Source organism: Micromonospora sp. CNZ299 (assembly GCF_002754415.1).
The window spans coordinates 5,912,003-5,938,421 of the sequence record NZ_PEFG01000001.1; the positions used below are offsets into that span (position 1 = coordinate 5,912,003).

The following is a 26,419-nucleotide window of genomic DNA, read 5'->3' on the forward strand; positions in this document are numbered from 1 at the left end:
ATGGCGTACGTGCGAGGCCGGGTTCGCGCCTCGGTCGACGCTCTGGAGCACCTGGTCGGAGGGCTGGGCACCGCCACGCTGGCGCTGGGCGCGCTGCTCTGGGCGGTGATCGTGGCGGTGACCTGCCTGCTCGGGGTGGGGCTGCTGGCGGCGCCCGGTGCGTTGCGGGCGGTGCGCTGGGTGAGCGACCGCGAGCGGGCCCGGCTGTCCCGCTGGGGCGAGCCGGTCCCCACGCCGGGGCCGGTGCCGGCCGGGTTGCGGACGGCGGCGCGCGATCCCTTCGTACGCCGGGAGCTGGGCTGGGTCGGGCTTTCCTCGCTCATCGGCCTGGCGACCGGGCTTGTCGGCCTCGCGCTGCCACTCTCTGCCGTGCAGTACGTCACGTTCCCGCTGTGGTACCAGCTGATCCCTGCCGACGCCGGCGCGCCGGGGATCGTCTGGTGGCGCATCGACGGATTGTCCGAGGCACTCGCGGTCGGGTTGCTCGGGGTCGGCTCGCTGGCCGCCGCGATCTGGTTCAGCCCGGTCCTGGCCCGTCTCCAGGCGTGGCCGGGCCGGTTGCTGCTGCCTCCGCCGCCGGGTGTCGACCTGTCGCTGCGGGTGGCCGAGCTGACCGCCACCCGCGCCGCGGCGCTCGACGCCCACGCTGTCGAACTGCGCCGGATCGAGCGGTCGCTGCACGACGGCACCCAGAACCGGTTGGTCGCGGTCAACGTGTTGCTGGGTGCCGCGCGGCGGGCCGTGCGCCGCAATCCGGAGCGCGCCGACGAGATCCTCGGGCAGGCACAGGACGCCGCGGAACAGGCACTCGGTGAGCTGCGTACGGTGGTGCGCGGGATCCTGCCGCCCGTGCTGGACGACCGGGGTCTCGCCGGCGCGCTGGCGGGCCTGGCCGGCAGCTGCGTGGTGCCCTGCCGACTTGAGGTGGACGTGGCTGTGCGGTGCGCGGCCTCGGTCGAGGCCACCGCGTACTTCGTGGTGGCCGAGGCGCTGACCAACGTCGTCCGGCACAGCGGTGCGAGCCGGGTGGACGTGGCCGTGCGCCGCGAGCGCGGCCGGCTGCTGGTGTGCATTGAGGACGACGGGCACGGCGACGCGGACGAGACACGTGGCTCAGGGCTCACCGGTATCCGCCGGCGGGTCGAGGCGTACGACGGCCGGATGACGCTGACGAGCCCTCCGGGAGGGCCGACGAGAATGGACGTGGAGCTGCCATGCGGATCGTGATCGCCGAGGACGACCCGCTGTTGCGTGAGGGGTTGGCTCTGCTGCTGCGGGCGGAGGATCTGGACGTGGTCGCCACGGCCGGCACTCCGGGCGAGTTCCTGGTCGCCGTCGACGAACATGCGCCGGACGTCGCGATCGTGGACGTACGGATGCCGCCGACCCACACCGACGAGGGCATCGTGGCCGCGGTGGAGGCTCGGCGGCGCCGCCCCGGCCTCGCGGTGCTGGTCCTGTCGGCGTACGTGGAGCAGGCGTTCGCCACCGACCTGTTCTCGGTCGGCGCGGTCGGGCTCGGTTACCTGTTGAAGGAGCGGGTGGGCCGGGTCGAGGAGTTCCTCGCCGCGCTGCACCGCGTCGCGAACGGCGGCAGCGTGATCGACCCGGAGGTGGTGGCGCAGTTGCTCGCCCGCAACCGCCGGACGGACACGGCGCTGAGCGAGCTGTCGCCGCGTGAGCGTGAGGTGCTGGGGCTGATGGCCGAAGGGCTCGGCAACAGCGCGATCGCCGAGCGGCTGTTCGTCACCGACGGCGCGGTGCACAAGCACATCCGCAGCATCTTCTCGAAGCTTCAGCTTCCACCGGACGACCAGGCCGACCGCCGGGTCACCGCGGTGCTGCGCTACCTGGACGGCGGTCGGCGGTAGCGCCTGCTGTACCCGGACCTGGCAGCCCGCGGGATGGTCGCCGTTCTCGCACGTCAATAGCGTTTCTGGTGCGCGCAGTTCTTGCCGATGACACGGAGAGAGGCCACCAGAATGCCGGACTATCCGGGACAGACAATCGAACCGGCGGTACGCGTCGAACAACTCACCCGCGTGTACGGCGCCGGCCGTAACCAGGTGACTGCGCTTGCGGGCATCGATGTCGGCTTCGACAGGGGCACCTTCACCGCGGTGATGGGGCCCTCGGGCTCCGGCAAGAGCACGCTGCTGCAGACCGCGGCCGGGCTCGACCGGCCCACCTCCGGTCGGGTGGTCATCGGCGGCACCGAGCTGTCAGGGCTGTCCGAGACCCGCCTGACCGAGCTGCGTCGTACCCGGATCGGGTTTGTCTTCCAGGCTTTCAACCTGATCGGCGCGCTCACCGTCGAGGAGAACATCGTGCTGCCCCTGCGCCTGGCCGGCGTCCGTCCGGACCGGGCCTGGCTGACCCAGGTGGTCGAGCGGGTCGGCCTCGCCGACCGACTGCACCACCGGCCGGCCGCGCTCTCCGGTGGCCAGCAGCAGCGGGTGGCGATCGCCCGGGCGCTGGCCACCCGCCCCGAGGTGATCTTCTGTGACGAGCCCACCGGCGCGCTCGACTCGCGGACCGCGGCGGAGGTGCTGACGCTGCTTCGCGCGGTCGTGGACGAACACGGGCTGACGGTGGTGATGGTGACCCACGATCCGATCGCCGCGTCGTACGCGGACCGCGTGCTCGTGTTGGCCGACGGTGCGATCGTCGCCGATCTTCCGCAGCTCGGAGCCGCCCGTATCGCCGAGCACCTGGCATCGCTGGATCGGCGGGTCCTCCGATGATCGGGCTCGCCGCCCGCCTGCTGCGGCACCGGGCCGGCCCCGCCGCCGCGACCCTGCTGGCCCTGATCGTCGGCGTGCTGATCCTGGTGGCGATGGGCACCCTCGTCGAGTCCGGGTTGCGGTTCCGCCCGGAGCCACGGCTCTGGGCCGCGGCCGACGTGGTCGTCGCCAACCGCACGGTCAGTCACACGTTCAGGGAGTTCGACGGCGAGACCACCACGAGCACCGTCATGCTGCCCGAGGGCGGCACTGTGGACGCGGCGCTGGTGGACCGGATCCGCCAGGTGCCGGGCGTCGCGGCCGTCACCGGCGACGAAGGGGTGCCGATCGGCTCGCCCGCTGCGACGGGACACGGCTGGGACACGTACGCCTTCACCGGTCGTCCCATCGCCGCGGGTGCCGCGCCACGGAACGACGACGAAGTGCTTGTCGACACCCGTCTCGGCGTGGCGCCGGGCGACCGCATCGACCTGGTCGTCGGCGGGGTCGGCCGGTCGTACCGGGTGAGCGGAACCGCCGAGACCGGTTCGACGGCGGTGTTCTTCACCGACGCGCAGGCCGCCCGGTTGTCCGCCCACCCGGGCCGGGTGGATGCGATCGGCGTGCGGATGGTGCCCGGCGCCGACGTCGGCGCCGTACGCGAGATCGCATCGGCGGCCGGCGCCACGACGTACCGCGGGAAAGACCGTGGGAACGTCGAGCAGTCGGAGAACCAGGCCGCCCAGACGTTGCTGGTCAGCGCCGGATCGGCTTTCGGGGGGTACGTCGTCCTGCTGATCGTCTTCGTGGTGGCCGGCACCATCGGGCTGTCCGTCCGGCACCGTCGACGTGACCTGGCGTTACTGCGCGCGGTCGCGGCCACGCCGGGGCAGGTGCGCCGCATGCTGATCGCCGAGGCCGCGCTGCTCGCCCTGATCGGCTCTGCGCTCGGCGGCCCGGCCGGCCTGCTGGCGGCCCGCTGGGTGCACGGCGAGCTGGTCGGGCGGGGGTTCGTGCCGGAAAGCTTCCCGATGGTCGGCGGCCTGTTCGCGGTGCCGGCCGCGATCGGTACGGCGGTCCTCGTGGCGGTGCTCGCCGCTTTGGTCGCCGCACGCCGGGTGACCGGGATCAAGCCGATCGAGGCGCTCGGCGAGATCGCTGTCGAGCCTCGTCGTAGCGGCCGGGTGCGGCTGGTCGCCGGCGTGCTGACGCTGGCGGCGGCCGGCACCTCCGGGGCGTTCACGCTCGGTGCCGCCGGGTCGACCGGGGCACTGGCCGGCGCGGTCGGCATGCTGTACCTGTTCGTCATCGCGGTAGCGCTGCTCGCACCGAGGATCAACGCGTACGCGGCACGCCTGCTCACACCGTTGTTGCCGCGGATGTGGCGGGTCAGCGGCTATCTGGCTGCGGCCAATCTGCGGGCCAACGCGCAGGGCATGGCAACCGTCCTGACCGCCCTCGTGCTGTCCGTGGGGTTCGGCGGCTCGGTCTGGTTCCTGCAGACCAACCTGGAACGGCAGACCACCACGCAGAGCAGCGCGGGAACCCTCGCCGACCGGGTGCTTGTCGCTCCGGGTGGGCTGCCGGCGGACGCGGCGCGGGAGATCCGCGAGTTGGCCGGGGTGCAGGCGGCCACCGGTGTGCACCGTACGCAGGTGGTGGTGCGGGCGCTCGACGGAATCGAGCCGGTCAGCGCGCAGTCGGTCGACCCGGCGGGCATCACGGCGACGATGGACCTCGCCGTGCGCGAGGGCAACCTGGCCGACCTGCGCGCGGGCACTGTCGCCCTGTCCGCGACGCAGGCGTCCTCCTCCGGCTGGGACGTCGGCGATCAGGCGAAACTCTGGCTGGGCGACGGCACCCCTGTCACGTTGGACGTCATCGCGGTCTACGACCGTGGCCTCGGATTCGGCGACGTCACGCTGGCTGCCGAGACGGTCGCCGGGCACACGGCCGGGAATACCAACGACGAGATCCTGGTCAGCGCCGGCCCGGAGGCCGACACCGCATTGGCCACCTGGTCGGCTGGGCGACCAGGCACCGAGGTTCTCGACGCCGCCACCCGTACGCGCCTGATCAGCACCGACCTGGCGCTCGGTGCCTGGCTCAACCGGCTGCTGATCGGCGTGATGGTGGGCTACGCGGCGCTGGCGGCGGCCACCACGATGGTGATGGCGGCGCTGGCCCGCCGCCGCGAGTTGGCGTTGCTGCAACTGGTCGGGGTCACCCGCCGTCAGATTCGACGGATGGTCCAGGCCGAACAGGCCGGGCTCCTCGGCAGCGCGGTGCTGATCGGCGCGACGATCGCGGCGCTGACCCTGAGCGCGATCGTCAACGGACTGACCGGCAGCCCGATCCCGTACGTCCCGCCGCTCGGTTGGGTGGCGGTGCTCGGCGGCACCACACTGCTGGCGTTGGCAACCACCGTGTGGCCCGTCCGCCGCCTGCTCAGCGCTCCTCCGATCGACAACATCGGTGTGAAGGAGTAGACGTCGCGGCTCGAACATGGACGACCGTGCCGCCTCCGCGTACGTCGCTGAGGCGGCACGGTCGGAACTGTCGTCACGACCACATGTGTCGAGAGCCTCCGGGCCACCCGGGCTCCGGATCAGCAGCCGAGCCGCTTGCTCGAAAGGGCGATGTCGTCAATCCAGAGGTCGAACTCCCCCGGTGTCGTGCCGCCCTGGTAAAGCTGCCAGCCGATCTTCACCGTATCGACCGTCGGCAGGACGAAGGGAACATCGTTGCCACCGTGGTCACTCGTGGAGGCCGTCAGCTCCGGGTTCGCCACGCCATCGATCCACACCGCGACGCGGTTGTCCGCGGCGTCCATCTCCCACTCGAAGCACTGCCAGGTGTCCTCAGCGACCGGGGCGGACTCCCGCCAGTTGGTCCAGTCGCCGGTCGGACCGCCGTCGGCGCCGACCCCCCAGAAGGTTCCGGGGACCGTGGGCGCGTACTGGCCACCGACTGGACGGACGACCTCCGCGCTGCCGGTGCCGGTTGCTTCCACCAGCGTGAAGTGCGCCCAGTCCGGGGCCGTGGGGAAGGCGTCGACGCGCAGACGCATCCGTCCGTAGAAGCGGTTGCCCGGCGCGGCGAAGTCGTCGACGCGCAGGAAGGCGCGTCCGTTGTCAACAGTGTGGATGTGCAGCACATGGTTGCCACGACGGGCACGTTCGACGGTGAGCGTGCCGTGGCGGGTGTCGACGCCCCAGTTCAACGTGCTGGTCCCTCCGGGAGGCAGTCGCTCGAAGTCCTCACAGAAGAGCAGGCCGTTGCGGCACGAGGGCGGAGAGGCCCCCGATGCGCCGGCCGGAACGCTGCCGACGGCGGCACCGAGAATCAGGGCGGCGCCGAACACCGCGAGAAAACTGCGCATCGTCATCCTCCAGGACGGCTGGTGCCCCACCACAGGGGCCGGGCCAGCAGGAACACCGCCGCATCAACCCCGGCAGCATTGATGAACGTCATTATATGCGAGGGGGTTGGCTTCGGTCGGCCGGCAGTGGATTACCACCAGGAGCCGGCAAGCGTCCGGTGGACCATGGTGGACCGGGTCCGACCGGCCGCGACGGCACCCGGGCCCGGAGCAGGTGACTCCGGGCCTGCCCGGCACCCGTCGTCCACTGTCACGACGCGCCTCGCATCCAGCTTCAGACCCAGCGCTCCTCGGCCCAATAAGTGACCCCACCCGTTCGACCGGGGCTGGTAGCGTCCGCGGAACATGAAGATCATGGGGGAAACATCGATGAACCGAACTCGACTCGTCCTGACTGGCTTGGCCGTTGCGGCGGCGATCGCAGTGTCCGGCTGCGATCCGCAGCCCAAATCTGAGGGCACCGCAACCTCGCCGTCCCCGGCGGCCTCGAGCGCCGCCCCGACCGGCGGTGCGGCCACGACCGCGGCCAGCACCGCCGCCAACGGCGCTGCCACAGTGAAGGCCTGCGCCGACATCAAGAAGGACATCAAGGACAACGCAGCCAAGGTCACCAAGGCTGAAAAGATCGGCCCGCCAGCCGGGCACTTCGCGGTCAGTGCCCAGTGGGCCGCCGGCTCGGTCGCGATCCTGGCGCACTCGATGGGTGCCAACGAGGCAGTCACCGCCGCCTCGGAGAAAATCCAGAACGAGATGATGGGCCTGAGCGACGCGCACAACAAGTCCGCCGACGCCAAGCCCAGCAAGAAGGCCCTGGAAGCCGCCATCAAGGAGCTGGACGCCGCCTGCTCGGCCGCCTGACCGGTTCGACCACGCAATCGGCGGTGACCGTCACCCGCACGGTCACCGCCGATTCGTGGACTGATCCTCGGCTACGGCCCCATCGAGACGGAACGGCTGCCTGAGGGACTCCGGCTGCTCGCCCGCTGCTTCTCGGCTGGGACGGGGAGGCGGGCGGTCAGGTTCGGCGGTGTGGGATCCGTTTGACAATCCGGGCTCGGACGGCCCGGATTGTCACCGCCTACGCCGGCTCGCGCACACCGCCGTCGTCGCCGCCGCCGTCATCCGGCATCGGTTCGACAGGGGCCTGCGGCAGTTCGTCGGGTGTGTCCGGCAGCAGCTCGCCGGCGTCGTCCGGTGCGGGTTCACGCGGGTCGATGGGCGGATACTGTTCGGGGTCGAGGTCCGGTCCAGTCATCCAGCGAGTATCCGTCACATGCGGGGCTGCCGCTCGTGGGACCGAAGGGCCACGCCCCGCCGAACGTCGGACATGCGGGGCCGGACACACTCGTGTCAACCTGTGGGGCCGCCACCGGCGGTGCTGATGACCGCCATCATGACCAGGGCGCGCTGCCGCCGCCGGGTCAGCAGCGCGAAGCAGGCGGTGAGCGCCACCAGATCGAGCTCGGCCCACTCGCCGGTGACCTCGACGCGGATTGGCCCGCCCGCCCGGCCGGGGAGGCGCACCGCGAGCAGATGCCCGTCGCGGACCAGCTCACCGCCGCAGCGACCGGGCGCCCAGCGCGTCACCCCGCCCGGCCCCGGCACGTGTGACCGGCGCGGGTCGAGCCGCACCGCGGCGCCGTGCTCGGCCCGCGCTGTGACCCCGATGCGCCGACGGTCGGTCGGCTCGACCGTCCAGAGGCCCGCGGCGGTTCGGATCTCGCCGCATCGCCAGGTCCAGCCGGTGGTACGCAGCCAGGCGCGCGGCCACGCACCGGAGTCGAGGACGAAGGCGCCGAGCTGCTTGCGTACGGTCAGCGCGGTCATCGGTTCAGCCCTTCCCGACGCGGCCGGGGCAGGCCGAGGATGAGGACGACGCCGACGCTCAGGTGCAGCAGCGCGAGCGCCGCCTTCGCTCCCCCGCCGACGCCGCTCGGCGGCCCGACCAGCAGTGACAGCAGCAGGACCGCGACCGCGACCGAGGTCCACCAGACGCGCGCCCGGTTGGTGAGGTGTTCCAGCACCGCGAGTATCGCCCAGCCGAGCAGTGCCGCGACGGCGGCGGCCACCACGACCGCGGCCAACGTGATCTGCCGGGTCGCGTCCGGGGTGCCGGCCGCCAGGTCGACGCCGGCCGCCGAGTGCAGGATCGCGAACTCCGCCGTTGCCACCAGGATCGCACCGGCCGCCACCGCGGCTCGGCGCAGGAAGAGGTTGTTCGTCATGCCCCGAGTCTGTGGACCGGCCCGGGTCGGGCACGTCGGTCCCGACGCCGCGGCGCGTACACCCGTCGGCGACGCGGCGTACTACCAAAGGAGGTGGCCCTGCCCTCCGCGAGCCCATTAGCCTGCGCTGGTGGATGCGGCGACGTGCGACGTGGACCCGCCGCGGACGTGGCGTTCCGTCCCGGTGGGAGCGGCGACCGTGGCGATGGGCGTGCTCATCGCGACCGTGCTGTGGTCCGCCACCCGCTCCGGGCCGACCGCCCTGGTCCGCGCCGATGTCGCGCTGGCGGTGGCCGCCCTGGCCCTCGTCCCGGCGGTCGTCCGCCGCCCGGAGGTCGCTGGTGTGCTGGCGGGCCTGCTGGTGGCACTGTCGCCGGTGGCCACCCCGGTGGCGAGCTTCGCGGTGCTGTTCACCGCCCGCAACCGGCCGTTCCGGCAGGCCGTGGTGGTGGCGGCGGTCGGTGTGGCGGGCGAGGCCGTGCAGGCGGTGTGGCGGCCGATACCCAGCCTGCCGTACGGGTGGCGGCTGGTGCTGATGACGGCCGCGTACGCTGCCCTGCTGGGCTGGGGCACCTGGGCGCGGGCTCGACATGCCCTGCTGGCGGCACTGCGGGACCGGGCCTGGCGGGCGGAGCAGGAGCAGGAACGCCGGGTCGTCGAGGCCCGGGCGGCCGAGCGCGGCCGGATCGCGCGGGAGATGCACGACGTGCTGGCTCACCGGCTGTCGCTGCTGGCAGCGGCCGCCGGCGCGATGGAGTACCGGCCGGACGCGCCACCCGAGCGGCTCAGCGCCGCCGCCGGGGTGATCCGCGCCAGCGCGCACCACGCCCTCGACGAGCTGCGCGAGGTCATCACGCTGCTGCGCAGTGACGACGCCGAGGCGCCGGGGGACACACCGCCCGGTCAGACCCTCGCCGATCTGCCGCGCCTGGTCGAGGAGGCCCGGGCCGCCGGGCAGCACATCGAGGTCGACGACCCCCTCGGCCCGCCGGTCGAGGTCCCCCCGACGGTCGGCCGCACCGCCTACCGGATCGCGCAGGAGGCGCTGACCAACGCCCGCAAGCACGCCGCCGGGCAGCCGGTCCGACTCGCCCTCGGCGGGGCGCCCGACTCCGGCCTGAGCATCACGGTGAGCAACCCGACCACACCCGACAGCGGTGCCACCGGGCACGACGGCGCGGGCCTGATCGGTCTCGCCGAACGGGCCGCCCTCACCGGTGGCCGCGTCACCCACCACATCGACGCCTCGGGTCGGTTCCACCTCACCGCATGGCTGCCGTGGTCGAGGTGACGGGCCTGGTCCGGGTCGTCATCGTCGACGACGACCCTCTGGTGCGGGGAATGCTGACGATGATGCTGGACGGCGCTGACGGGATCGTCGTCGTGGGCGAGGCCGCCGACGGCGCTGCGGCGATCACCGCGGTGGACCGGCACATGCCGGACGTGGTGCTGATGGACATCCGGATGCCCGGCGTCAACGGCATCACCGCCACCGAACGCCTGCGCCGCCGCCCCCGGCCGCCAGAGATCATCGTGCTCACCACGTTCGACACCGACGAGCATGTGGTGCGGGCGCTACGGGCCGGGGCCAGCGGCTTCCTACTCAAGGACACCCCGCCGGAGCAGATCAGCCAGGCGGTCCGCGCCGTCGCCGCCGGCAGTCCGATGCTGTCGCCGGGCGTCACGCGCCGTCTCATGCAGCGGGTCGCGTCCGGCGCCGAGTCCTACGAGCACGCGCGTGGCCGGCTGGCCCTGCTCACGCCCCGGGAACGTGACGTCGTACGGGCCATCGCGCAGGGACGCTCCAACGCCGAGATCGCCACCGAGCTGCTGATGAACGTGACCACAGTGAAGGCCCACGTCTCGCACATCCTGACCAAGCTGGACCTCGACAACCGCACCCAGATCGCCCTGCTCGCCCATGACGGCCGGCTCGCCTGAGCAGGAGGCCAGGCCATTGCGCGGACGCGGTCGGGCGCGATGGTGAGCAGAATCCGCGTCTGGTCCCGGCCCATTCGCGCGATCGCTGAACCCGACCCCATGATCAGAGTGGCGGTTGACCTGCGGTTGCGCTGACCTGGTCCGGCAGTTCCGGGCCAGACGCCCGGTCGCCGCCGTCTCGCAGCCGGATGGAATGCCATGCCGCGCGTACGTGGCTGCGCATGACCGACTCCGCCCAGTCGGGGTCGGGCGCGGCCAGGGCCGCCACCAGTTCGTGATGGTGAGCGAGGCTACGGCGCAGCGCGTCCGGGCTGTAGCGGGAGAAGGTACGCCAGACGAGCGGCACCTGGATCACCGATGAGACGACGCCGGCCAGTCGGCTGTTGTCGGACGCCTCAAGGATCATCCGGTGGAACCGGTTGTTCAGCTCGGTGAGCTCGTCCACATCGGTCGGTCGCCCGTCTGGCGCCACCTCGTCCATCCGGTGGGCCAGCGCGTCGAGCGCATCCACGTCGATGGTGCCCGTGGTCGCCGCCAGTCGACAGCCCCACGGCTCAAGCACGGCCCGCAGGCTGAAGATCTCATCGAGATCGTGGATGCTCCACGCCTGGACCTGCACGCCACGGTTGCGTTCGTGGCGGACCAGTCCCTCCGCGGTCAGCCGTCTGAGCGCCTCCCGGACGGGCGTGCGACTCACCCCGAACGACTCGGCCAACTCGCCCTCGCGGAGCCACGCGCCGGCCGACCGTTGCCCGGACAGGATCTGTTCCCGGATCAGCCGATAGGCGTCGTCGGCGGCGTGGCCGTTGTCGGCTTCCCGCGGTGGCGTGTGGTCACTCATGATGCTCGGCACCGTAGCAACACGGCAGGTTGTATGCAATCTTCCTGCAGAGCATTGACACCGGAGGGGCACGGGCCTACTTTCCCAGCACAGCCTGCTGTAACGACAGTCACAGACCTGTGAATTGCATGCAAAGAGACGCTGATTGAGGGGTTCATGAGCACTCCACTGCCGCTTGACGACATCCGGGTGATCGAGCTCGGGCAGCTGCTGGCGGGGCCGTTCTGCGGTCAGCTCCTGGGTGACTTCGGCGCCGAGGTGATCAAGGTCGAGGACCCGGGTCAGGGCGACCCCATGCGGCAGTGGGGGCGCGAGAAGCCGTACGGCAAGTCGCTCTGGTGGCCGGTGGTGGCGCGGAACAAGAAGTCCGTGACCGCGAACCTGCGGGCCGAAGAGGGGCAGGATCTGGTACGCCAGCTCATCGCGCGGGCAGACGTGTTGATCGAGAACTTCCGGCCCGGCACGTTGGAGCGCTGGGGGTTGGCCCCGGAGCGGCTGTGGGAGATCAACCCCGGCCTGATCGTCACCCGGGTGACCGGCTTCGGGCAGACGGGCCCGTACTCGTCACGTGCCGGATACGGATCGATCGGCGAGGCGATGGGCGGAATTCGGTACGTGACCGGCGACCCCGATCGTCCTCCGGCCCGGGCCGGCGTCTCTCTGGGAGATTCGCTGGCGGCAACGTTCGCCTGCCTGGGCACCCTGGTGGCGCTGCACCAGCGCGGACGCACCGGTCGAGGCCAGGTGGTGGACTCGGCCATCTACGAGGCCGTGCTGGCGATGATGGAGTCACTCATCCCCGAGTACCAGATCGCCGGCTACCAGCGGGAGCGGACCGGAACGACTCTTCCGAACGTGTCCCCGAGCAACGTCTACCCGACGGCCGACGGCGAGATGGTGCTGATCGCGGCGAACCAGGACACGGTCTTCCGCCGGCTCGCCGAGGCGATGGGACGGGTGGAGTTGGCCACTGACGAGAAGTACGCCACCCACGGCGCCCGAGGCCGGTGGATGGAGCAGCTGGACGGCCTGGTCGCCGAATGGAGCTCGACGCTCGCGGCTGACGATCTGCTCGAACGGCTGCACGCCCAGGGCGTTCCGGCAGGCCGCATCTTCAGGGCCCGGGACATGCTCGAGGACCCGCACTTCGCCTCGCGGGAGGCGATCGTCCGGCTGACCCACCCCGGTCTCGGGGAGTTCGCCATGCACAACGTCGTACCCAAGCTCTCTGACAGCCCGGGCCGGGTCCGGCACGTCGGCCCCGAGCTCGGTGAACACAACGAGGACATCTATCGCGACCTGCTGGGGCTCGGCGACGACGCGATGGCGTCGCTGCGTTCTGCCGGCGTCATCTGAGGAGGAACCATGACCTACCGACTCGGTGTGGACGTGGGGGGAACGTTCACCGACATCCTGCTGATCGACGAGGCGACCGGAGAGACCTACCGGGCCAAGACCTCCTCCACGCCGGAGGACCAGTCCATCGGGGTGCTGCGTGGCATAGAGCGGGCCTGCGAGGCCGCCGGCGTGCCCATGTCGGACATCACTGAGGTGTTCCACGGCACCACGGTCGCCACGAACGCGATCCTCGAGGGCAAGGGCGCCCGGGTTGGGCTGGTCACCACCGACGGCTTCCGGCAGGTGCTCCAGATCGCCCGTTCCTTCGTGCCAGGTGGCCTGGCCGGCTGGATCATCTGGCCGAAGCCGGAGCCGCTGGCGGCGCTGGAGGACACCGTGGAGGTCGTCGGCAGGATCGGCGCCGACGGCGCGGTGGTGACCGAACTCGACGAGGCTGACGTCCGTACGAAGCTGCGCAAGCTCCGCGCGCAGGGCATCGAGGCGTTGAGCGTCAGCCTGATCAACTCTTACGCCAACCCGCAGCACGAGCGCCGGGTGGCCGAGCTGTCCGCAGAGGAGCTTCCGGGCGTACCTGTGTCGGTGTCGTCCTCGGTGTTGCCGGAGCTTCGCGAGTACGAGCGGACCATCACCACCGTCGCGAACGCGACCGTCCAGCCGCAGGTGGCGCGCTACGTGGCCAACCTTGAGGCGCAGCTGCGCGAGTCCGGGGTGGACGGCCGGCTGTGCATCCTGCGCAGCGACGGTGGTCTGGTCTCCGCGGCCGTCGCCGCGGACAACCCGGTGAACCTGCTGCTGTCCGGCCCTGCCGGCGGGGTTACCGGCGCGACCTGGGTGGCGGAGCAGGCCGGCTACCCGGACTTCCTGACCTTCGACATGGGCGGCACCTCCACCGACGTCGCCCTGGTTCAGGGGCTCACGCCGCGGGTGGGTCGGGAGACCACGGTCGGGGACCTCAAGGTCCGCGCCACCTCCGTCGACGTACGAACCGTGGGTGCCGGCGGCGGATCCATCGCCCACGTACCGCCGTTGACCCAGGCGCTCCGGGTAGGGCCGCAGTCGGCCGGCGCCGCACCCGGTCCTGCCGCGTACGCGGCGGGCGGTGAGCAACCGACGGTGACCGACGCGAACGTGGTGCTCGGCTACCTGCCCACCGAACTGGCCGGTGGCGAGATCACGCTGGACCGTGCGGCGGCACGAGCGGCGGTGAAGTCGATCGCCGACGCCACCGGGCTGGAGTCGGTCGAGGCCGCCGCCGCGGGCATCATCGACATCGTCAACGAGAACATGTTCGGGGCGTTGCGGCTGGTGTCGGTGCAGCAGGGCTTCGACCCGCGCGACTACGCGCTGGTGGCCTTCGGCGGCGCCGGCCCGTTGCACGCCAACGCTCTCGGCAGACTGACCGGGGCCTGGCCGGTGATCATTCCGCCGTCGCCGGGAGTGCTGTGCGCCTACGGCGACGCGACGACCAATCTGCGCGACGAGTCCGTACGGACGTTGGTGCGCCGCTTCAACGAGATGACCGACGAGAGCCTTCGCGGGGTGCTCACCGAACTCGCGAGCAAGGCGTGCTCCACGCTCAGCGATCAGGGCGTCCCCCAGGATGAGCAGCACGTCGTCTACTCCGCCGACCTGCGCTACCACGGACAGGGTTTCGAGATCCCGGTGGCAGTCGACATCGACGCCTTCGACGGGGCCGGTGGTGGGCTGGCCGCCCTGCGGTCGGCGTTCGACGCCGATCACCAGCGGCTGTTCTCCTTCGTTCTCGATGCCGAACACGAGCTGGTGACCGTCCGGGCCACCGCTCACGGTCCCCGGCCCCAGGTCGCCGCGCCCGAGCTGGAGCATGGTGACGCGGACCCGAGCCCCGCGATGCGGGCCCACCACCGCATCTGGGTCGAGGGCGCGGAAGTGGAAGCCGGCATCTACGACCGGGCCCTGCTGCGAGCGGGCAACGTCGTACCCGGTCCGGCGATCATCACCGAGATGGACTCCACCACCCTCGTGCTGCCCGGGCACACGGCTGCGGTGCACCCGAGCGGCAGCCTCCTCATCCGCCCCGCCGACACCCACCGGGAGAACTGACCATGGCACGCCTCATCGAGACCGCTACCGGACCGCTTCGCTCCGTGGATGTCGACCTGGTCACCATCGACCTGATCGAGAACGGGCTGCGCAACGCCCGCTACGAGATGGACGAGGTGCTCTTCCGGACCGCGCTGTCGCCGGGGATCCGTGAACAGCACGACGAGTTTCCGCTGATCGCCAACCCGGACGGCAAGATGATGGTGGGACAGTTCGGGCTGTCCATCCCCGACTTCCTGGAAAACTTCGATGGCGACATCGAGGAGGGCGACGTCCTGCTGACGTCGGACCCCTACTCCTGCGGTGCGGCGATCAGCCACGCCAACGACTGGCTCGTGGTGCTGCCCATCTTCTTCGAGGGCCGCATCGTGGGTTGGGCGGCGATGTTCGGGCACATGTCCGACGTCGGCGGCAAGACACCGGCGTCGATGCCGACCGATGCCCGCACCATCTTCGAGGAGGGCGTGGTGATCCCGCCCTTCAAGCTGTACCGCAAGGGCGTGCTCGCCGAGGACCCCCTGCGGATCATCCTCAACCAGGTGCGGAAGCCCGACTGGAACCGCGCCGACCTCAACGGCATCGTCGCGGCGTGTCAGACCGCTTCCCGTCGGGTCCAGGAGATGTGCGCCCGGTTCGGGGTCGACACCTACAACTCCGCGCTCGACCAGCTCCTGGACCGCAACTACCGGGCGATGAAGGTCCTGCTCGGAGCGGTCTTCAAGGAGGGCGAGACGCTGTCGTTCACCGACTACATCTGCGACGACGGCCTCGGCTACGGCCCCTACGAGCTCAAGCTCAGCCTGACCCGCACCGGTGACAAGGTGCTGCTGGACTTCACCGGCAGCAGCCCGCAGGCGCAGGGTCCGATCAACTACTACATCAACGAGAACCTCGTCCGGATGTTCTTCGGCATCTACATGATCACCGTTGCCGACCCGCAGATCCTCTGGAACGACGGCTTCTACCCGCTGGTCGACGTCACGATCCCCGACGACTCGTTCTGGAAGCCCAAGTATCCTGCCGCCCTCAACGCGCGTAACCACGGGATCGGTCGCGTCTTCGACCTGTTCGGCGGCCTGCTCGGTCAGACGAACCCCGGGCTGCTCAACGCCGCAGGCTTCTCGTCATCGCCGCACTTCATGTATTCGGGCACCTACGGGCCGGGTGAGCGCAAGGGCGAGTGGTTCCAGCTGTACTCGATCGGATTCGGCGGGGTTCCCGGCCGGCCGGTGGGCGACGGCCCGGACGGCCACTCGCTGTGGCCGTCGTTCGTCAACATCCCGTGCGAGTACCTGGAGTCCTACTATCCGCTGCGGATCGAACGCTGGGAGACCATCGCGGACACGGGTGGCGCCGGACTCCATCGCGGCGGGAACGGCGTCGACGTGGCCTACCGGTTCCTGGAGGCCGGCACGATCGCGATCCACGACGACCGCTGGCTCACCTATCCGTGGGGGGTCAACGGTGGCGAGCCCGGTGCGCGCGGCCGCAAGTGGCTCGAACGCGCCGACGGCGGCACCGAGATCCTGGGCAGCAAGGTGCACGACGTGCCCGTAGCTCCCGGGGATGTGCTGCACTTCGTCACCTGGGGTGGCGGCGGGTGGGGCGACCCGCTCGCCCGCGACCCGGAACTCGTCGGCCTCGAGGTCCGCCGGGGCCTGGTCAGCCCCACGGGGGCCCGCCGCTTCGGCGTGGTCTGCGACGAGGCCGGCATCGTCGACGTCGCGGCCACCGAGGAGGTACGGGCCGAGCTGCGCCAGGGACGTCCGGACCCACTGCCCACGTTCGACATGGGACCGCCGATGGAAACCATCCTGGACCGGTGCCTGGAGGAGACCGGTCTTCCTGCTCCTCGGCCACCTGTCGCCCGATGAGCCCCGTGCCGGACAGCAGCGACAACGGATTCGGGGGCGCGCTCCTGCCCGGCGCCCGTCCCGCGGTGCTCGTCATCGACCTGATGCGGGCCTACTTCGACCCGGCCAGCCCACTGTGCCTGCCGTCCGCGGACTGCCTGCAGTCGGCTGGCCGGGTCATCGCCGCAGCCCGCGACCACCGGGTTCCCGTGCTGCACACCCGCGTCGCGTACGGGCCCGGCGGTGTCGACGGAGGCTTGTTCGTCCGGAAGGTCACCGCCCTTCAGCAGCTCTTCTCCGGCGGTGGCGCGATGGGTGAGCTGATGCCGCAGGTCTCCCCCGCCGAGGATGAACTGGTGCTGGTCAAGCAGTACGCCAGCGCCTTCTTCGGCACGTCGCTGGCCTCCACCCTGCGGGCGGAGCGCATTGACACCGTCGTGCTGGTCGGCGTGAGCACGAGCGGTTGTGTCCGTGCCACGGCGGTGGACGCGATCCAGCACGGCCTCGTCCCGCTGGTGGTCTCCGAAGCGGTGGCGGACCGCGCCCCCGGCCCGCACGAGGCGAGCCTGTACGACCTGCAAGCCAAGTACGCCGAGGTGATCAGCGAGGCCAGGGCCGTCGCGTACCTGTCGGAGGAGCGATGACAGTCATGGTCGACATCGTCGAGGTCTCGCCCCGTGACGGCCTGCAGAACGAGGCGACGCTACTCACCACCGCCGACAAGGTGGAACTCACCGGGCGGGCGGTACGCGCGGGAGCCCGGCGAGTGGAGGTGACCAGCTTCGTCAACCCCGCCCGCGTTCCGCAGATGGCGGACGCGGACGAGCTGATGGCCGCGCTCCCCCGCCACGACGGCGTCCGATACGCGGGCCTGGTGATGAACCGCCGCGGCCTGGACCGAGCCCTGGCCGCGGGCGTCGACGAGATCAACGTCGTCGTCGTGGCCACCGACACCTTTTGCTGCCGCAACCAGGGCATGACCACCGCCCAAGCCTGTGACACGGCCGCGGTGCTGGTGGAGGCGGCTCGCGAGGCAGGGGTGTTCACGACGGTGACAGTGGGTGCCTCGTTCGGATGCCCGTTCGAAGGCGAGGTCCCGCCCAACCGGCTGCGGGAGGTGCTCGCCCGGGTGCGGGACGTGGGTCCGGACGAACTGGCCCTCGCCGACACCATCGGAGTGGCCGTACCCTCCGACGTCACCGAACGGCTGACGCTCGCCCGGGAGATCACGCAGTCCCGCACACCGCTGCGGCTGCACCTGCACGACACTCGGCACACCGGGGTGGCCAACGCGGTCGCGGCAGTCCAGGCGGGCGTCACCACCCTCGACGCCAGCATCGGCGGAACAGGCGGTTGCCCGTTCGCACCTGCGGCGACCGGAAACGTCGCCACCGAGGATCTCGTCTACCTCTTCGACCGGATGGGGCGGCCCACCGGTCTGAATCTGGAGGAACTCACCTCGGCCGTCTCCTGGCTGCAACGGAAACTCGGGAAGCAACTCCCCGGCGCTCTGCTCCGGGCGGGCGGTTTTCCCGCCTGAGCCCGGCCCGGACGCTGGGCAAACTGTCACACGCCCGCCAGTGCGCCCCACCAGGTGGTGGGGCGCACTGCCGGCGACGACCTACCGGTTGCCGCCCTGGTCGTGTGGGACGGTGACGGCGACGGTGCAGCCGACCGGCCGTCCGATCTCGTCATGACCGGTGTACGTGAGGTGGTACACCCGGTCCCCCGCGTTGCCGGCTCGTTCGGCCCGTAGCCTGCCGCTCGTGTCCGGCGCGCCAATGGCGAATCCGCTGACGTCCGCGGCGTCACCCCCGGTCACGCTGGCCAGGGTGAACGCGTTCGGGCCGAGCACCCCGTCGTGCAGATCCACGGTGACGTTGACGTCGACCAGCTTGTGGTTGGGCGGCCACAGGACCGGTCGGTCCGGCACACAATCGAGCTGCCGTACGGGTAGTGGGTTCGCCAGGGTTGCGGTGGCGTGTCCGATGGTCGCGGTGAGCCGGCCGCCGGCTTCGTAGTACATGTGCGCGGTACGCCCGTCGAAGTAGAACGTCGGCGCGGCCGAACGGCCGAGGTCGGGCGCGGCGGACATCGAGTCGTGCACGACGCCGAGGTGGATCTCCTGGTCGAAGTCCTGCCCGACGTCCACCGCGTGCATGTTGCCGTCGGCGGCGTGGTAGATCACCAGGTTGCGGTCGTCCCAGCGCAGGAAGAACGGTCCAGAGGCGTTCGGGCCTTCGATGCCCTGCGGAGTCACGATCGGTTCCGGCTGCATGGCCCAGGTCCGCGCGTCGTTGGAGACCGCCCAACGGATCCGCCGCGACACTGGCCCGGTCGGTCCCGGCAGCGCAGCGGTCGGGTTGTCCATGAAGAGCATCAGGTACCGGGTGCCCAGGCGGGGCACGGACTGCTCGAACACCCGGGCGTACGAGGTCTCGCCGCCGGTCGTGTCGTCCCGGCTGACCGCCGTACCGCCGTAGCTGAAGTGGATGCCGTCGTCGGAGGTCGCGTACCGGGTGATGGAGTTCTCGCCGTGGAAGTAGAGGAAGAGCTTGCCCTCGCCCTCGATCCACACCGCGTGCGGCGAGGAGATGTGGCTGACCGTCGAGTAGTACGGCAGCCAGGTGTTGCCGATCAGGGGGTTGGCGACGTATTCGGTCCACGGACCGTTGATCGAGTCGGAGTACGCGAGGGCGATCCCGCCGGGACGCTCGTGCGGTGCGTAGTACAGGTAGTAGGTGCCGAGCGGGTTGGGAAAGTAGTCGGCAGCCCGGATGACGCTCGGGAAGATGAACTCGTTCGTCGGGTTGTAGGCGAGGGTGCCCTTGTCGAACGCGGTGCCCTGGTAGGTGAACTGGGGGAAGTCGAGCGCGGCGTCGGCGGCTGCTGGCCGGGCGCCGGCCACGGCGGCGACGAGCAGGCCGGCACTGGCGGCCGCCAGGACAGCACGTCGGGACGACGGGGCGGATGGTCTCGTCATGCGGCTTCCTCTTCGGTCGGTCAGCTCGTCGGCACGAGCGGTGCGGAGTGACGCTGAGTAAGAACACAGGGGACACCGCTCGGCGGACACCTCTGGCATCACCGAGCTAATACGTATTAGCATCTATGTTTCTTGAATGCTGCGCGCTCGACCGCGTTTCTGTCAAGAGCCGGCTCGCCGCCCGCCCGGTCCGCCCGCGCCACCGCCAGCCGATCGGGAACCCGGTCGCTAATGCGCATTAGTCCAGGGGGTTCATCTCCACGAAATGTTGCGGACACCCCTTGACACATGTCGGCCCACCCACCAAGCTCCTTCCCAACGCCGAGGCTAATACGCATTAGCCCCACCGGAAGGACCCGACGTGACCGCTCCCCCTCGACGCGTCACCCAGCGTGACATCGCGCGGATGGCCGGTGTCAGTCAGGCGACCGTGTCGCTGGTGCTCAACAATCGGACCGACGCCGAGGTCCGCATCGCACCGGAGACCCGGGACCGGGTGTTGCGGGTCATCGCCGAGACCGGGTACGCCGCCGACCCCGTGGCCCGCCGCCTCGCCTCGCGGTACAACCGGATCATCGGCGTCTTCACGTACGAGCCCGCGTTCCCCAGCGGCAGCCGGGACTTCTTCCACCCGTTCCTGCTCGGCATCGAGGACTACGCCGAACGGTTCGGCTGCGACCTGCTGCTGTTCACCAGCGCGCCGGTGGTGGACGGCCGGCGACGAATCTTCCACCAGGACAACCGGCTACGTCTGGCCGACGGGTGCATCCTGCTCGGACGCGAGATCGACGGCGCGGAGCTGCACCGGCTCAACCGCGATGGATATCCGTATGTCGCCGTCGGGCGCCGCGACGACGCCGGCGGCCCGGTCCCCTACGTTGGCGCCGACTACGCCTCGGCGGTGGCCCAACTCGTCGAGGTGGCGCTGCGGCGCGGTCACCGCCGACTGATGTACCTGAACATGGGCACCACCGCGGAATCCTCCGAGGACCGGCGCCGTGGGTTTCATGCCACCGCGGCGACCGCGGAGAGCGCGGGGCAGATGTCGGCGCTGGCCAGCGAGGCCGACGCCACCATCGAGACCCTGCTGGCCGACGGGACCACCGTCGTCTTCGTCGAGGACTTCGCCACGGCGGTCGCGCTGGAGTCGGCAGCCCGTCGGCGCGGCCTGACCGTGCCCGGCGACCTGTCGATCGTGACCCTCGGCGACCCGACGGTCGCGGTCCCCACCGACATCACGTTCACCGGATTCCGCATCCCCCGCGAGGAGATGGGCCGGCAGTCGGTCGAGGTGCTGACGGGCGTCATCGACGGCAGCGCGGACGGCGTCCAGCAGCGACTTCTCCCCTGCGAACTCGTCGAGGGCATCACTCTCGGCACCCCTGATCCGGCGGTTGACCGGCGCTGAGCGGTCGATCGCGCAACTGGAAGGAAAAACGTGGTACTCATGCGTACGGACGTCCTCGTCGTCGGGGGCGGACTGGGCGGCGTCGCCGCGGCGCTCGCCGCGGCCCGGGCCGGCCGGTCCGTCATCCTGACCGAGGAGTTCGACTGGCTCGGCGGGCAGCTCACCAGCCAGGCCGTCCCCCCGGACGAGCACTCCTGGATCGAGCAGTTCGGCGCCACCGCCAGCTACCGGGAACTGCGTAACGGCATTCGCGACTACTACCGTCGTCACTACCCGTTGACCGAACGGTCCCGGGCCTGGACCGACCTCAACCCGGGTGCGGGTTGGGTGAGCCGGCTCTGCCACGAGCCGCGGGTGGCCGTCGCCGTCCTCGAACAGATGCTCGCGCCGCACCTCGGTTCGGGCCGTATTCGGGTGCTCCAGCCGTACCGGCCGGTGGCCGCGGAGACCGACGGGGACCGGGTGACCGGCGTTACCCTCGTGCACCGCGACCGGGACGAGCGGATCGACGTGGTCGCGCCGTACGTCCTGGACGCCACCGAGACCGGCGAGCTGCTGCCGCTGACGGGCACCGAGTACGTCACCGGGTTCGAGTCGCAGGCGGAAACCGGTGAGCCGAGCGCCCCGGCCGAGGCTCAGCCGTTGAACATGCAGGCGGTGTCCGTCTGCTTCGCCCTGGACCACGTCGACGGCGACCACACCATCGACCGTCCCGCGGGGTACGACTTCTGGCGCGACTACAAGCCCGACTTCTGGGGTGACCGGCTGCTGTCCTGGAAGTCACCGCACCCGCGCACGCTGGAGATCGTCGAGCGCAGCTTCACCCCCAACCCGGACGACGACCCGTTGAGCGTCAACGCCGACCAACGCCTCAACCCCGGCGACGGCAACCTGTGGACGTTCCGCCGGATCGCCGCGCGGCGCAACTTCACCGACGGCGCGTACGGCAGCGACATCACGCTGGTCAACTGGCCGATGATCGACTACTTCGAGGGACCGGTCATCGACGTCCCGAACGCGTCGTGGCACCTGTCCAAGGCCCGCGAGCTGTCATACGCGGTGCTCTACTGGATGCAGACGGAGGCGCCCCGGCCCGACGGCGGCACCGGCTTCCCGGGCCTGCGGCTACGCGGCGACGTGACCGGCAGCGCGGACGGCCTGGCCCAGGCCCCGTACATCCGCGAGTCCCGCCGGATCCGCGCCGAGTACACGGTGGCCGAGCAGGACCTGTCCCTGGCGGTCCGGGGCGACCACGGCGCGGTCAGCTACCCGGATGCGGTGGGCGTGGGCATGTACCGGATCGACCTGCACCCGTCGACCGGCGGGGACAACTACATCGACGTCGGCTCGTGCCCGTTCGAGATCCCGCTCGGTGCGCTGATCCCGCAGCGGATGGAGAACCTGCTGCCGGCCGGCAAGAACATCGGCACCACCCACATCACCAACGGCAGCTATCGGCTGCACCCCGTCGAGTGGAACGTCGGCGAGGTCGCCGGCCTGCTCGCCGACTTCTGTCTGGCGCAGGGCGAGTCCCCGCGTGCGGTCCGCAACACCCCCCGTCTGCTGGCTGACTTCCAGGACCGCCTCACCGCGGCCGGCGTGGAACAGCGCTGGCCACAGATCGCGGGCTACTGAACACACCCCCGTAAGGAGAACATTGTGAAAGCAGGAAAGGCCCTGCGCGGCGTCGCCGTCGCACTGGCCGGCACGCTCGCCCTGACCGCCTGCGGTGGCGGTGACGACGCCGACGACAGCGGCCCGGCGGCACTGCGGATGACCGTCTGGTCGGCCAACGAGGCGCACCTCAAGTTGTTCAACGAGATCGCCGACGAGTACCGCAAGAGCCACCCGGACGTGACCGAGATCAAGTTCGATCCGCTGCCGTTCGACACGTACACGACGACCCTGACCACGCAGATCGCGGGCGGGAACGCACCGGACCTCGCATGGGTGTTCGAGAATTCCGCCCCCGACTTCGTCACCTCGGGCGCGCTGCTGCCCCTGGACGACACCCTCAAGAAGGCCGAGGGCTACGAGTACGAGGACATCTCCCCCGCCACGCTCAAGCTCTGGCAGGACGACGGCAAGCTGTACGCGTACCCCTTCTCCACCTCGCCGTTCGGGGTGTTCGTCAACAACGACATGGTCAAGAAGGCCGGGCAGAAGACCCCGGCCGAGCTGATCGCGGCCGGCCAGTGGAACTGGGACAACGCCCTGGCAACCGCCGCGGCGGCGGCGGCGGACTCCGGCAAGGCCGGCATGGTCATCCGGGACTTCGACTACAAGGGCTGGGACAACCTGTCCACCTTCTGGACCGGATGGGGCGCCCAGGCGTGGAGTGAGGACGGCAGGTCCTGCGGCTTCAACAGCCCGGAGATGGTCGACGCGATGACCACCCTGCACAAGGCCACCTTCACCCAGAAGGCGCTGCCCGGTCCGGGCACGACCGCCGACTTCTTCGCCGGTGACTCGGCCATGACGGTCACCCAGATCTCTCGCGCCTCGCTGCTGAAGGACGGCGGCTTCGGGTGGGACCTGGTGCCGCTGCCGGCCGGCCCGAAGGGGAACTACGCGGTGGTCGGCCAGGCGGGTGTCGGTGTCATGAAGAAGAGCCCGCACGCCAAGCAGGCGGCCGACTTCCTGGCCTTCTTCACCAACCCCACCAACTCGGCGAAGCTCGCCCAGTTCTTCCCAGCGCCCCGGCAGTCGCAGCTGACCGCCGAGACCCTCGCCAAGACGAACCCGAAGCTCAAGCCGGAGCAGCTGCAGAAGGTCGTCATCGACGGCATCACCAACGGCGTGGTCAAGCCCAGTCACTCCGGCCAGGCCGAGCTGAGCCAGCAGGTCCGCGCCGGGCTCGACCCGCTGTGGCAGCCGAACGCGGACGTCAAGGCCGTACTCGACGGCGTCTGCACCAAGATCCAGCCACTGCTGGCGAAGTAAGGCAAACGATCATGACCCAGACGGACACCAGGGTGGGCTCGGCTGCTGCCGGGCCCGCCCCGGGCCCGGCCCGGCCGTTCTGGACCAGCCGCCGCCGGGACCAGCTCGCCGGTTACGTGTTCATCGCCCCGCAAATGCTCGGCAGCATCGTCTTCGTGATCCTGCCGCTGATCCTCGTGCTCTGGTACAGCCTGCACGAGTGGAACGTGCTCGCCGGAACCTTCGACTTCGTCGGCACCGACAACTACAAGGCTCTCGCCGATGATCCCAACCTCGGCGAGGTGCTGCGCGCCACCGGGCTGTTCTCCGTCGGGCTGGTGGTGCTCAACCTCGGCCTGGCCCTGCTTCTGGCAGTCCTGCTGAACCAGAAGCTGCGGGGCACGATCGTGTTCCGCACGCTGTTCTTCTCCCCCGTGGTGGTCTCGCTGGTGGCCTGGACCATCGTCTGGGGCTTCCTGCTTCAGGACAACGGCGGGATCAACGGTCTGCTCGACACCATTGGCGTGGACGGGCCGAACTGGCTGCGCGGCGAGGGCACCGCGATGGTGTCCGTGATCGTCGTGCAGGTGTTCAAGAACGTCGGCCTGAACATGGTGCTGTTCCTGGCCGCCCTTCAGGGTGTGCCGGGCGAACTGTACGAGGCCGCCGAGGTGGACGGGGCGAGCCGGATGCGCCAGTTCTGGCGGATCACCGTACCGCTGATCAGCCCCACGATCCTGCTGACGTCGATCATCACCGTGGTCGGGTCGTTGCAGGTCTTCGCGCAGATCTCGGTGCTCACCCAGGGCGGCCCGGGCGCATCGACGACGGTCCTCGTCTACTACCTGTACCAGCAGGCCTTCCAATTCCATCACTTCGGCTACGGCGCCACGCTGTCGATCGTCCTGTTCGCCATCGTGCTCGCCCTCACCGTGCTGCAGTGGCAGATGCGCAAGAGGTGGGTCTTCCATGAGTCGTGACCTGTCCCGCCGGACCAAGCTGGTGCTCTACGGGGTGCTGCTGGTCCTGGCGATCCCGTTCGTCTTCCCGACCTGGTGGATGGTCACCTCGTCGCTGAAGCCGGTGGCGGACATCTTCGCCTTCCCGCCGAAGCTCCTGCCGACCAATCCCCGATTCGACGCCTATGAGCGGGTGTTCGAGTTGCAGCCCTTCGGGCAGCAGTACCTGAACAGCCTCTACATCGCGCTGGTCGTCACGGTCGGCACGATGGCCGTGGCGGCACTGGCCGGCTACGCCTTCGCGCGCATCCGGTTCCGGGGCCAGAACGTGTTGTTCCTGGTCGTCCTCGCGGGGCTGCTCATTCCGAGCGAGGTGACGATCGTGCCGCTGTTCCAGATGTTCTTCAAACTCGGCCTGGTCAACACCCACTGGCCGCTGATCCTGGTGCCGATCTTCGGCGCGCCGAGCGTCCTGGCGACGTTCATCATGCGGCAGTTCTTCATCAGCCTGCCTGGTGAGCTGGAGGAGGCGGCCCGGGTGGACGGGCTGGGCCGATTCGCCACCTTCTGGCGGATCGCCCTGCCGCTGTCGCGGCCGGCGCTGGGCGCGGTGGCCATCTTCACCTTCCTGCACAGCTGGAACCTCTATCTGGAACCGATCGTGTTCCTCTCCTCTCCGGAGAAGTTCACACTGCCCCAGGCGCTCACCCAGTTCGTCGACGCCTACGGCGGCCCCATGTGGGACGTCCAGATGGCCGCGGCGTCGATGACCGCCCTGCCCGTCCTGGTGGTGTTCGTCATCGCGCAGAAGCAGTTCGTCGAGGGCCTCGCGCACACCGGCCTCAAGGGATGACGACACCGGTTGTCGGTATCGACATCGGTGGCACCAAAACGGCAGTCGCGCTCGTCGACCGGGCCGGACGGGTGCTGGAGCGCCGCGAGGCGCCCACGCCCGCCCGGTCCGGGCCCGAGACGGTGCTGGACGTCGCCGCCCGGCTGGCCACCGACCTGCTCGGCGCGACCGCCGGACCGGTGGGCGTGGGCACCGCCGGCACTGTCGACCCGGCGACCGGCAGCATCCGGTACGCCACCGACAGCCTGCCTGGCTGGACGGGCACCCCGGTCGCCGACGCGCTGGCCACCCGGCTGGGTCGAGGAGTGCGGGTCGTCAACGACGTGCACGCCGCCGCGCTCGGCGAAAGCTGGGCCGGCGCCGGACGGGACCGCGCTCATGTGCTGCTGGTGGCCGTCGGCACCGGGCTGGGCGGGGCGATCGTCCGCAACGGCCGGGTCGAGGCCGGCGCCCGCGGGGCAGCCGGAGAGGTCGGGCACCTGCCCGCCCCGGGCGCCGAACGACTGCGGTGCGGGTGCGGCCGCCACGGGCACCTGGAGGCGATCGCCTCCGGCAGCGGGCTGGCCGCCGCGTACGCCATCGAGACCGGCACCCACGTCACCGGGCGGACAGTGGCCGAGCGCGCCGCGACCGGCGACGGGGCCGCCCAGCGGGTCGTGGAGCGGGCCGGAGCCGTCCTCGGCGCGACCCTCGCGGGGTTGGTGGCGCTGCTCGATCCGGACGCTGTCCTGGTCGCCGGCGGGGCCGCCGGCTCCCTGCTGCCCGCCGCGTCCGCCGCCTACTCGGCCGAGGTGCCCGCCGGCTGGGCCGACGTTCCACTGCTGCCCGCCACGCTGGGCGTCGACGCGGTCCTGGTCGGCGCCGCCCGGCTGGCCATCGACTGACCCC

Annotated in this window: 24 protein-coding genes; 18 read left to right on the forward strand and 6 right to left on the reverse strand. The window is 70.6% G+C overall.

Features of this window, described 5'->3' with window-relative positions:
* The 4 genes from CLT68_RS27045 (at position 1) to CLT68_RS27060 (ending at position 5,212) form a co-directional block, all read left to right on the forward strand.
* A complete protein-coding gene (locus CLT68_RS27045) occupies positions 1 to 1,227 on the forward strand; it encodes a sensor histidine kinase (protein WP_099855122.1) in 1,227 nt (408 codons plus the stop codon).
* Positions 1,215 to 1,871, forward strand: a complete 657-nt coding sequence (locus CLT68_RS27050) for a response regulator transcription factor (protein WP_099855124.1) — start codon at positions 1,215 to 1,217, stop codon at positions 1,869 to 1,871. The genes CLT68_RS27045 and CLT68_RS27050 overlap by 13 nt, the downstream gene beginning before the upstream one ends.
* Before the next feature lie 111 nt (positions 1,872 to 1,982).
* On the forward strand, positions 1,983 to 2,744 hold the full coding sequence (locus tag CLT68_RS27055) for an ABC transporter ATP-binding protein (protein WP_099855126.1): 762 nt from the start codon (positions 1,983 to 1,985) through the stop codon (positions 2,742 to 2,744).
* Entirely contained in the window at positions 2,741 to 5,212 is a 2,472-nt protein-coding gene (locus CLT68_RS27060) for an FtsX-like permease family protein (protein WP_099855128.1), read from the forward strand. The genes CLT68_RS27055 and CLT68_RS27060 overlap by 4 nt, the downstream gene beginning before the upstream one ends.
* Before the next feature lie 119 nt (positions 5,213 to 5,331).
* On the opposite strand, the gene CLT68_RS27065 is transcribed toward CLT68_RS27060, so the two are convergent.
* Positions 5,332 to 6,105, reverse strand: a complete 774-nt coding sequence (locus CLT68_RS27065; protein ID WP_099855130.1) for a hypothetical protein — start codon at positions 6,103 to 6,105, stop codon at positions 5,332 to 5,334.
* 345 nt (positions 6,106 to 6,450) lie between these two features.
* On the opposite strand from CLT68_RS27065, the gene CLT68_RS27070 reads away from it, so the two are divergent.
* A complete protein-coding gene (locus CLT68_RS27070; RefSeq protein WP_143743259.1) occupies positions 6,451 to 6,963 on the forward strand; it encodes a hypothetical protein in 513 nt (170 codons plus the stop codon).
* Between the two features lie 220 nt (positions 6,964 to 7,183).
* Here CLT68_RS27070 and CLT68_RS33465 read toward each other — a convergent pair whose 3' ends face one another.
* From CLT68_RS33465 to CLT68_RS27080, 3 genes are all read right to left on the reverse strand, one after another.
* Complete coding sequence (locus tag CLT68_RS33465) at positions 7,184 to 7,360, reverse strand: hypothetical protein (RefSeq protein WP_199177157.1); 177 nt, start codon at positions 7,358 to 7,360, stop codon at positions 7,184 to 7,186.
* A 95-nt stretch (positions 7,361 to 7,455) separates the two neighbouring features.
* Positions 7,456 to 7,932 carry a hypothetical protein gene (locus CLT68_RS27075; protein ID WP_099855139.1) on the reverse strand — a complete coding sequence of 159 codons (477 nt, stop codon included), beginning with the start codon at positions 7,930 to 7,932 and terminating at the stop codon, positions 7,456 to 7,458.
* Positions 7,929 to 8,330 (reverse strand): DUF6069 family protein, encoded by a 402-nt coding sequence (locus CLT68_RS27080; protein ID WP_099855141.1) that lies wholly within the window; start codon positions 8,328 to 8,330, stop codon positions 7,929 to 7,931. The genes CLT68_RS27075 and CLT68_RS27080 overlap by 4 nt, the downstream gene beginning before the upstream one ends.
* 130 nt (positions 8,331 to 8,460) lie before the next feature.
* Here CLT68_RS27080 and CLT68_RS27085 point away from each other — a divergent pair, with 130 nt between their 5' ends.
* Together CLT68_RS27085 and CLT68_RS27090 are read left to right on the forward strand one after the other, a co-directional pair.
* A complete protein-coding gene (locus CLT68_RS27085; RefSeq protein ID WP_199177158.1) occupies positions 8,461 to 9,621 on the forward strand; it encodes a histidine kinase in 1,161 nt (386 codons plus the stop codon).
* On the forward strand, positions 9,600 to 10,271 hold the full coding sequence (locus CLT68_RS27090; protein WP_099855143.1) for a response regulator: 672 nt from the start codon (positions 9,600 to 9,602) through the stop codon (positions 10,269 to 10,271). Before CLT68_RS27085 ends, CLT68_RS27090 begins: the two co-directional genes overlap by 22 nt.
* Before the next feature lie 103 nt (positions 10,272 to 10,374).
* On the opposite strand, the gene CLT68_RS27095 is transcribed toward CLT68_RS27090, so the two are convergent.
* Positions 10,375 to 11,112 carry a GntR family transcriptional regulator gene (locus CLT68_RS27095; RefSeq protein WP_143743260.1) on the reverse strand — a complete coding sequence of 246 codons (738 nt, stop codon included), beginning with the start codon at positions 11,110 to 11,112 and terminating at the stop codon, positions 10,375 to 10,377.
* Between the two features lie 156 nt (positions 11,113 to 11,268).
* Here CLT68_RS27095 and CLT68_RS27100 point away from each other — a divergent pair, with 156 nt between their 5' ends.
* Genes CLT68_RS27100 through CLT68_RS27120 form a run of 5 tightly spaced genes read left to right on the forward strand, consistent with a single transcriptional unit; the run spans position 11,269 to position 17,946 of the window.
* Complete coding sequence (locus tag CLT68_RS27100; RefSeq protein WP_099855147.1) at positions 11,269 to 12,468, forward strand: CaiB/BaiF CoA transferase family protein; 1,200 nt, start codon at positions 11,269 to 11,271, stop codon at positions 12,466 to 12,468.
* Between the two features lie 9 nt (positions 12,469 to 12,477).
* Positions 12,478 to 14,553, forward strand: a complete 2,076-nt coding sequence (locus CLT68_RS27105; protein ID WP_099855149.1) for a hydantoinase/oxoprolinase family protein — start codon at positions 12,478 to 12,480, stop codon at positions 14,551 to 14,553.
* A 2-nt stretch (positions 14,554 to 14,555) separates the two neighbouring features.
* Positions 14,556 to 16,427 carry a hydantoinase B/oxoprolinase family protein gene (locus tag CLT68_RS27110; protein ID WP_099855151.1) on the forward strand — a complete coding sequence of 624 codons (1,872 nt, stop codon included), beginning with the start codon at positions 14,556 to 14,558 and terminating at the stop codon, positions 16,425 to 16,427.
* Positions 16,424 to 17,050, forward strand: a complete 627-nt coding sequence (locus tag CLT68_RS27115) for an isochorismatase family protein (protein ID WP_088949054.1) — start codon at positions 16,424 to 16,426, stop codon at positions 17,048 to 17,050. The genes CLT68_RS27110 and CLT68_RS27115 overlap by 4 nt, the downstream gene beginning before the upstream one ends.
* On the forward strand, positions 17,047 to 17,946 hold the full coding sequence (locus CLT68_RS27120; protein ID WP_099855153.1) for a hydroxymethylglutaryl-CoA lyase: 900 nt from the start codon (positions 17,047 to 17,049) through the stop codon (positions 17,944 to 17,946). Before CLT68_RS27115 ends, CLT68_RS27120 begins: the two co-directional genes overlap by 4 nt.
* A gap of 81 nt (positions 17,947 to 18,027) precedes the next feature.
* Here the strand turns inward: CLT68_RS27120 and CLT68_RS27125 are convergent, their stop codons facing one another.
* Positions 18,028 to 19,389 carry a hypothetical protein gene (locus CLT68_RS27125; RefSeq protein ID WP_099855155.1) on the reverse strand — a complete coding sequence of 454 codons (1,362 nt, stop codon included), beginning with the start codon at positions 19,387 to 19,389 and terminating at the stop codon, positions 18,028 to 18,030.
* Positions 19,390 to 19,750: 361 nt separating this feature from the next.
* Here CLT68_RS27125 and CLT68_RS27130 point away from each other — a divergent pair, with 361 nt between their 5' ends.
* From CLT68_RS27130 to CLT68_RS27155, 6 genes are read left to right on the forward strand one after another with little or no spacing between them, the layout of a single operon-like run.
* The gene (locus tag CLT68_RS27130; protein WP_099855157.1) at positions 19,751 to 20,797 is read left to right on the forward strand and encodes a LacI family DNA-binding transcriptional regulator; all 1,047 of its coding nucleotides are present in this window, start codon (positions 19,751 to 19,753) and stop codon (positions 20,795 to 20,797) included.
* 39 nt (positions 20,798 to 20,836) lie between these two features.
* Complete coding sequence (locus CLT68_RS27135) at positions 20,837 to 22,432, forward strand: FAD-dependent oxidoreductase (RefSeq protein WP_099855159.1); 1,596 nt, start codon at positions 20,837 to 20,839, stop codon at positions 22,430 to 22,432.
* 24 nt (positions 22,433 to 22,456) lie between these two features.
* Complete coding sequence (locus tag CLT68_RS27140; RefSeq protein WP_099855161.1) at positions 22,457 to 23,740, forward strand: ABC transporter substrate-binding protein; 1,284 nt, start codon at positions 22,457 to 22,459, stop codon at positions 23,738 to 23,740.
* 11 nt (positions 23,741 to 23,751) lie between these two features.
* Complete coding sequence (locus tag CLT68_RS27145) at positions 23,752 to 24,699, forward strand: carbohydrate ABC transporter permease (RefSeq protein ID WP_088949059.1); 948 nt, start codon at positions 23,752 to 23,754, stop codon at positions 24,697 to 24,699.
* The gene (locus tag CLT68_RS27150; protein ID WP_088949060.1) at positions 24,689 to 25,531 is read left to right on the forward strand and encodes a carbohydrate ABC transporter permease; all 843 of its coding nucleotides are present in this window, start codon (positions 24,689 to 24,691) and stop codon (positions 25,529 to 25,531) included. Before CLT68_RS27145 ends, CLT68_RS27150 begins: the two co-directional genes overlap by 11 nt.
* Positions 25,528 to 26,415 carry an ROK family protein gene (locus CLT68_RS27155; RefSeq protein WP_099855163.1) on the forward strand — a complete coding sequence of 296 codons (888 nt, stop codon included), beginning with the start codon at positions 25,528 to 25,530 and terminating at the stop codon, positions 26,413 to 26,415. The genes CLT68_RS27150 and CLT68_RS27155 overlap by 4 nt, the downstream gene beginning before the upstream one ends.
* The last annotated feature ends 4 nt before the right edge of the window (positions 26,416 to 26,419 follow it).

Coding starts and splice junctions, on each gene's coding strand:
- CLT68_RS27080 (WP_099855141.1), bottom strand. CDS start 8,330: ATGACGAACAACCTCTTCCTGCGCCGAGCCGCGGTGGCGGCCGGTGCG.
- CLT68_RS27155 (WP_099855163.1), top strand. CDS start 25,528: ATGACGACACCGGTTGTCGGTATCGACATCGGTGGCACCAAAACGGCA.
- CLT68_RS27060 (WP_099855128.1), top strand. CDS start 2,741: ATGATCGGGCTCGCCGCCCGCCTGCTGCGGCACCGGGCCGGCCCCGCC.
- CLT68_RS27070 (WP_143743259.1), top strand. CDS start 6,451: ATGAAGATCATGGGGGAAACATCGATGAACCGAACTCGACTCGTCCTG.
- CLT68_RS27095 (WP_143743260.1), bottom strand. CDS start 11,112: ATGAGTGACCACACGCCACCGCGGGAAGCCGACAACGGCCACGCCGCC.
- CLT68_RS27090 (WP_099855143.1), top strand. CDS start 9,600: ATGGCTGCCGTGGTCGAGGTGACGGGCCTGGTCCGGGTCGTCATCGTC.
- CLT68_RS27105 (WP_099855149.1), top strand. CDS start 12,478: ATGACCTACCGACTCGGTGTGGACGTGGGGGGAACGTTCACCGACATC.
- CLT68_RS27065 (WP_099855130.1), bottom strand. CDS start 6,105: ATGCGCAGTTTTCTCGCGGTGTTCGGCGCCGCCCTGATTCTCGGTGCC.
- CLT68_RS27050 (WP_099855124.1), top strand. CDS start 1,215: ATGCGGATCGTGATCGCCGAGGACGACCCGCTGTTGCGTGAGGGGTTG.
- CLT68_RS27125 (WP_099855155.1), bottom strand. CDS start 19,389: ATGACGAGACCATCCGCCCCGTCGTCCCGACGTGCTGTCCTGGCGGCC.
- CLT68_RS27110 (WP_099855151.1), top strand. CDS start 14,556: ATGGCACGCCTCATCGAGACCGCTACCGGACCGCTTCGCTCCGTGGAT.
- CLT68_RS27075 (WP_099855139.1), bottom strand. CDS start 7,932: ATGACCGCGCTGACCGTACGCAAGCAGCTCGGCGCCTTCGTCCTCGAC.
- CLT68_RS27150 (WP_088949060.1), top strand. CDS start 24,689: ATGAGTCGTGACCTGTCCCGCCGGACCAAGCTGGTGCTCTACGGGGTG.
- CLT68_RS27100 (WP_099855147.1), top strand. CDS start 11,269: ATGAGCACTCCACTGCCGCTTGACGACATCCGGGTGATCGAGCTCGGG.
- CLT68_RS27135 (WP_099855159.1), top strand. CDS start 20,837: ATGCGTACGGACGTCCTCGTCGTCGGGGGCGGACTGGGCGGCGTCGCC.
- CLT68_RS27055 (WP_099855126.1), top strand. CDS start 1,983: ATGCCGGACTATCCGGGACAGACAATCGAACCGGCGGTACGCGTCGAA.
- CLT68_RS27120 (WP_099855153.1), top strand. CDS start 17,047: ATGACAGTCATGGTCGACATCGTCGAGGTCTCGCCCCGTGACGGCCTG.
- CLT68_RS27145 (WP_088949059.1), top strand. CDS start 23,752: ATGACCCAGACGGACACCAGGGTGGGCTCGGCTGCTGCCGGGCCCGCC.
- CLT68_RS27045 (WP_099855122.1), top strand. CDS start 1: ATGGCGTACGTGCGAGGCCGGGTTCGCGCCTCGGTCGACGCTCTGGAG.
- CLT68_RS33465 (WP_199177157.1), bottom strand. CDS start 7,360: ATGACTGGACCGGACCTCGACCCCGAACAGTATCCGCCCATCGACCCG.
- CLT68_RS27115 (WP_088949054.1), top strand. CDS start 16,424: ATGAGCCCCGTGCCGGACAGCAGCGACAACGGATTCGGGGGCGCGCTC.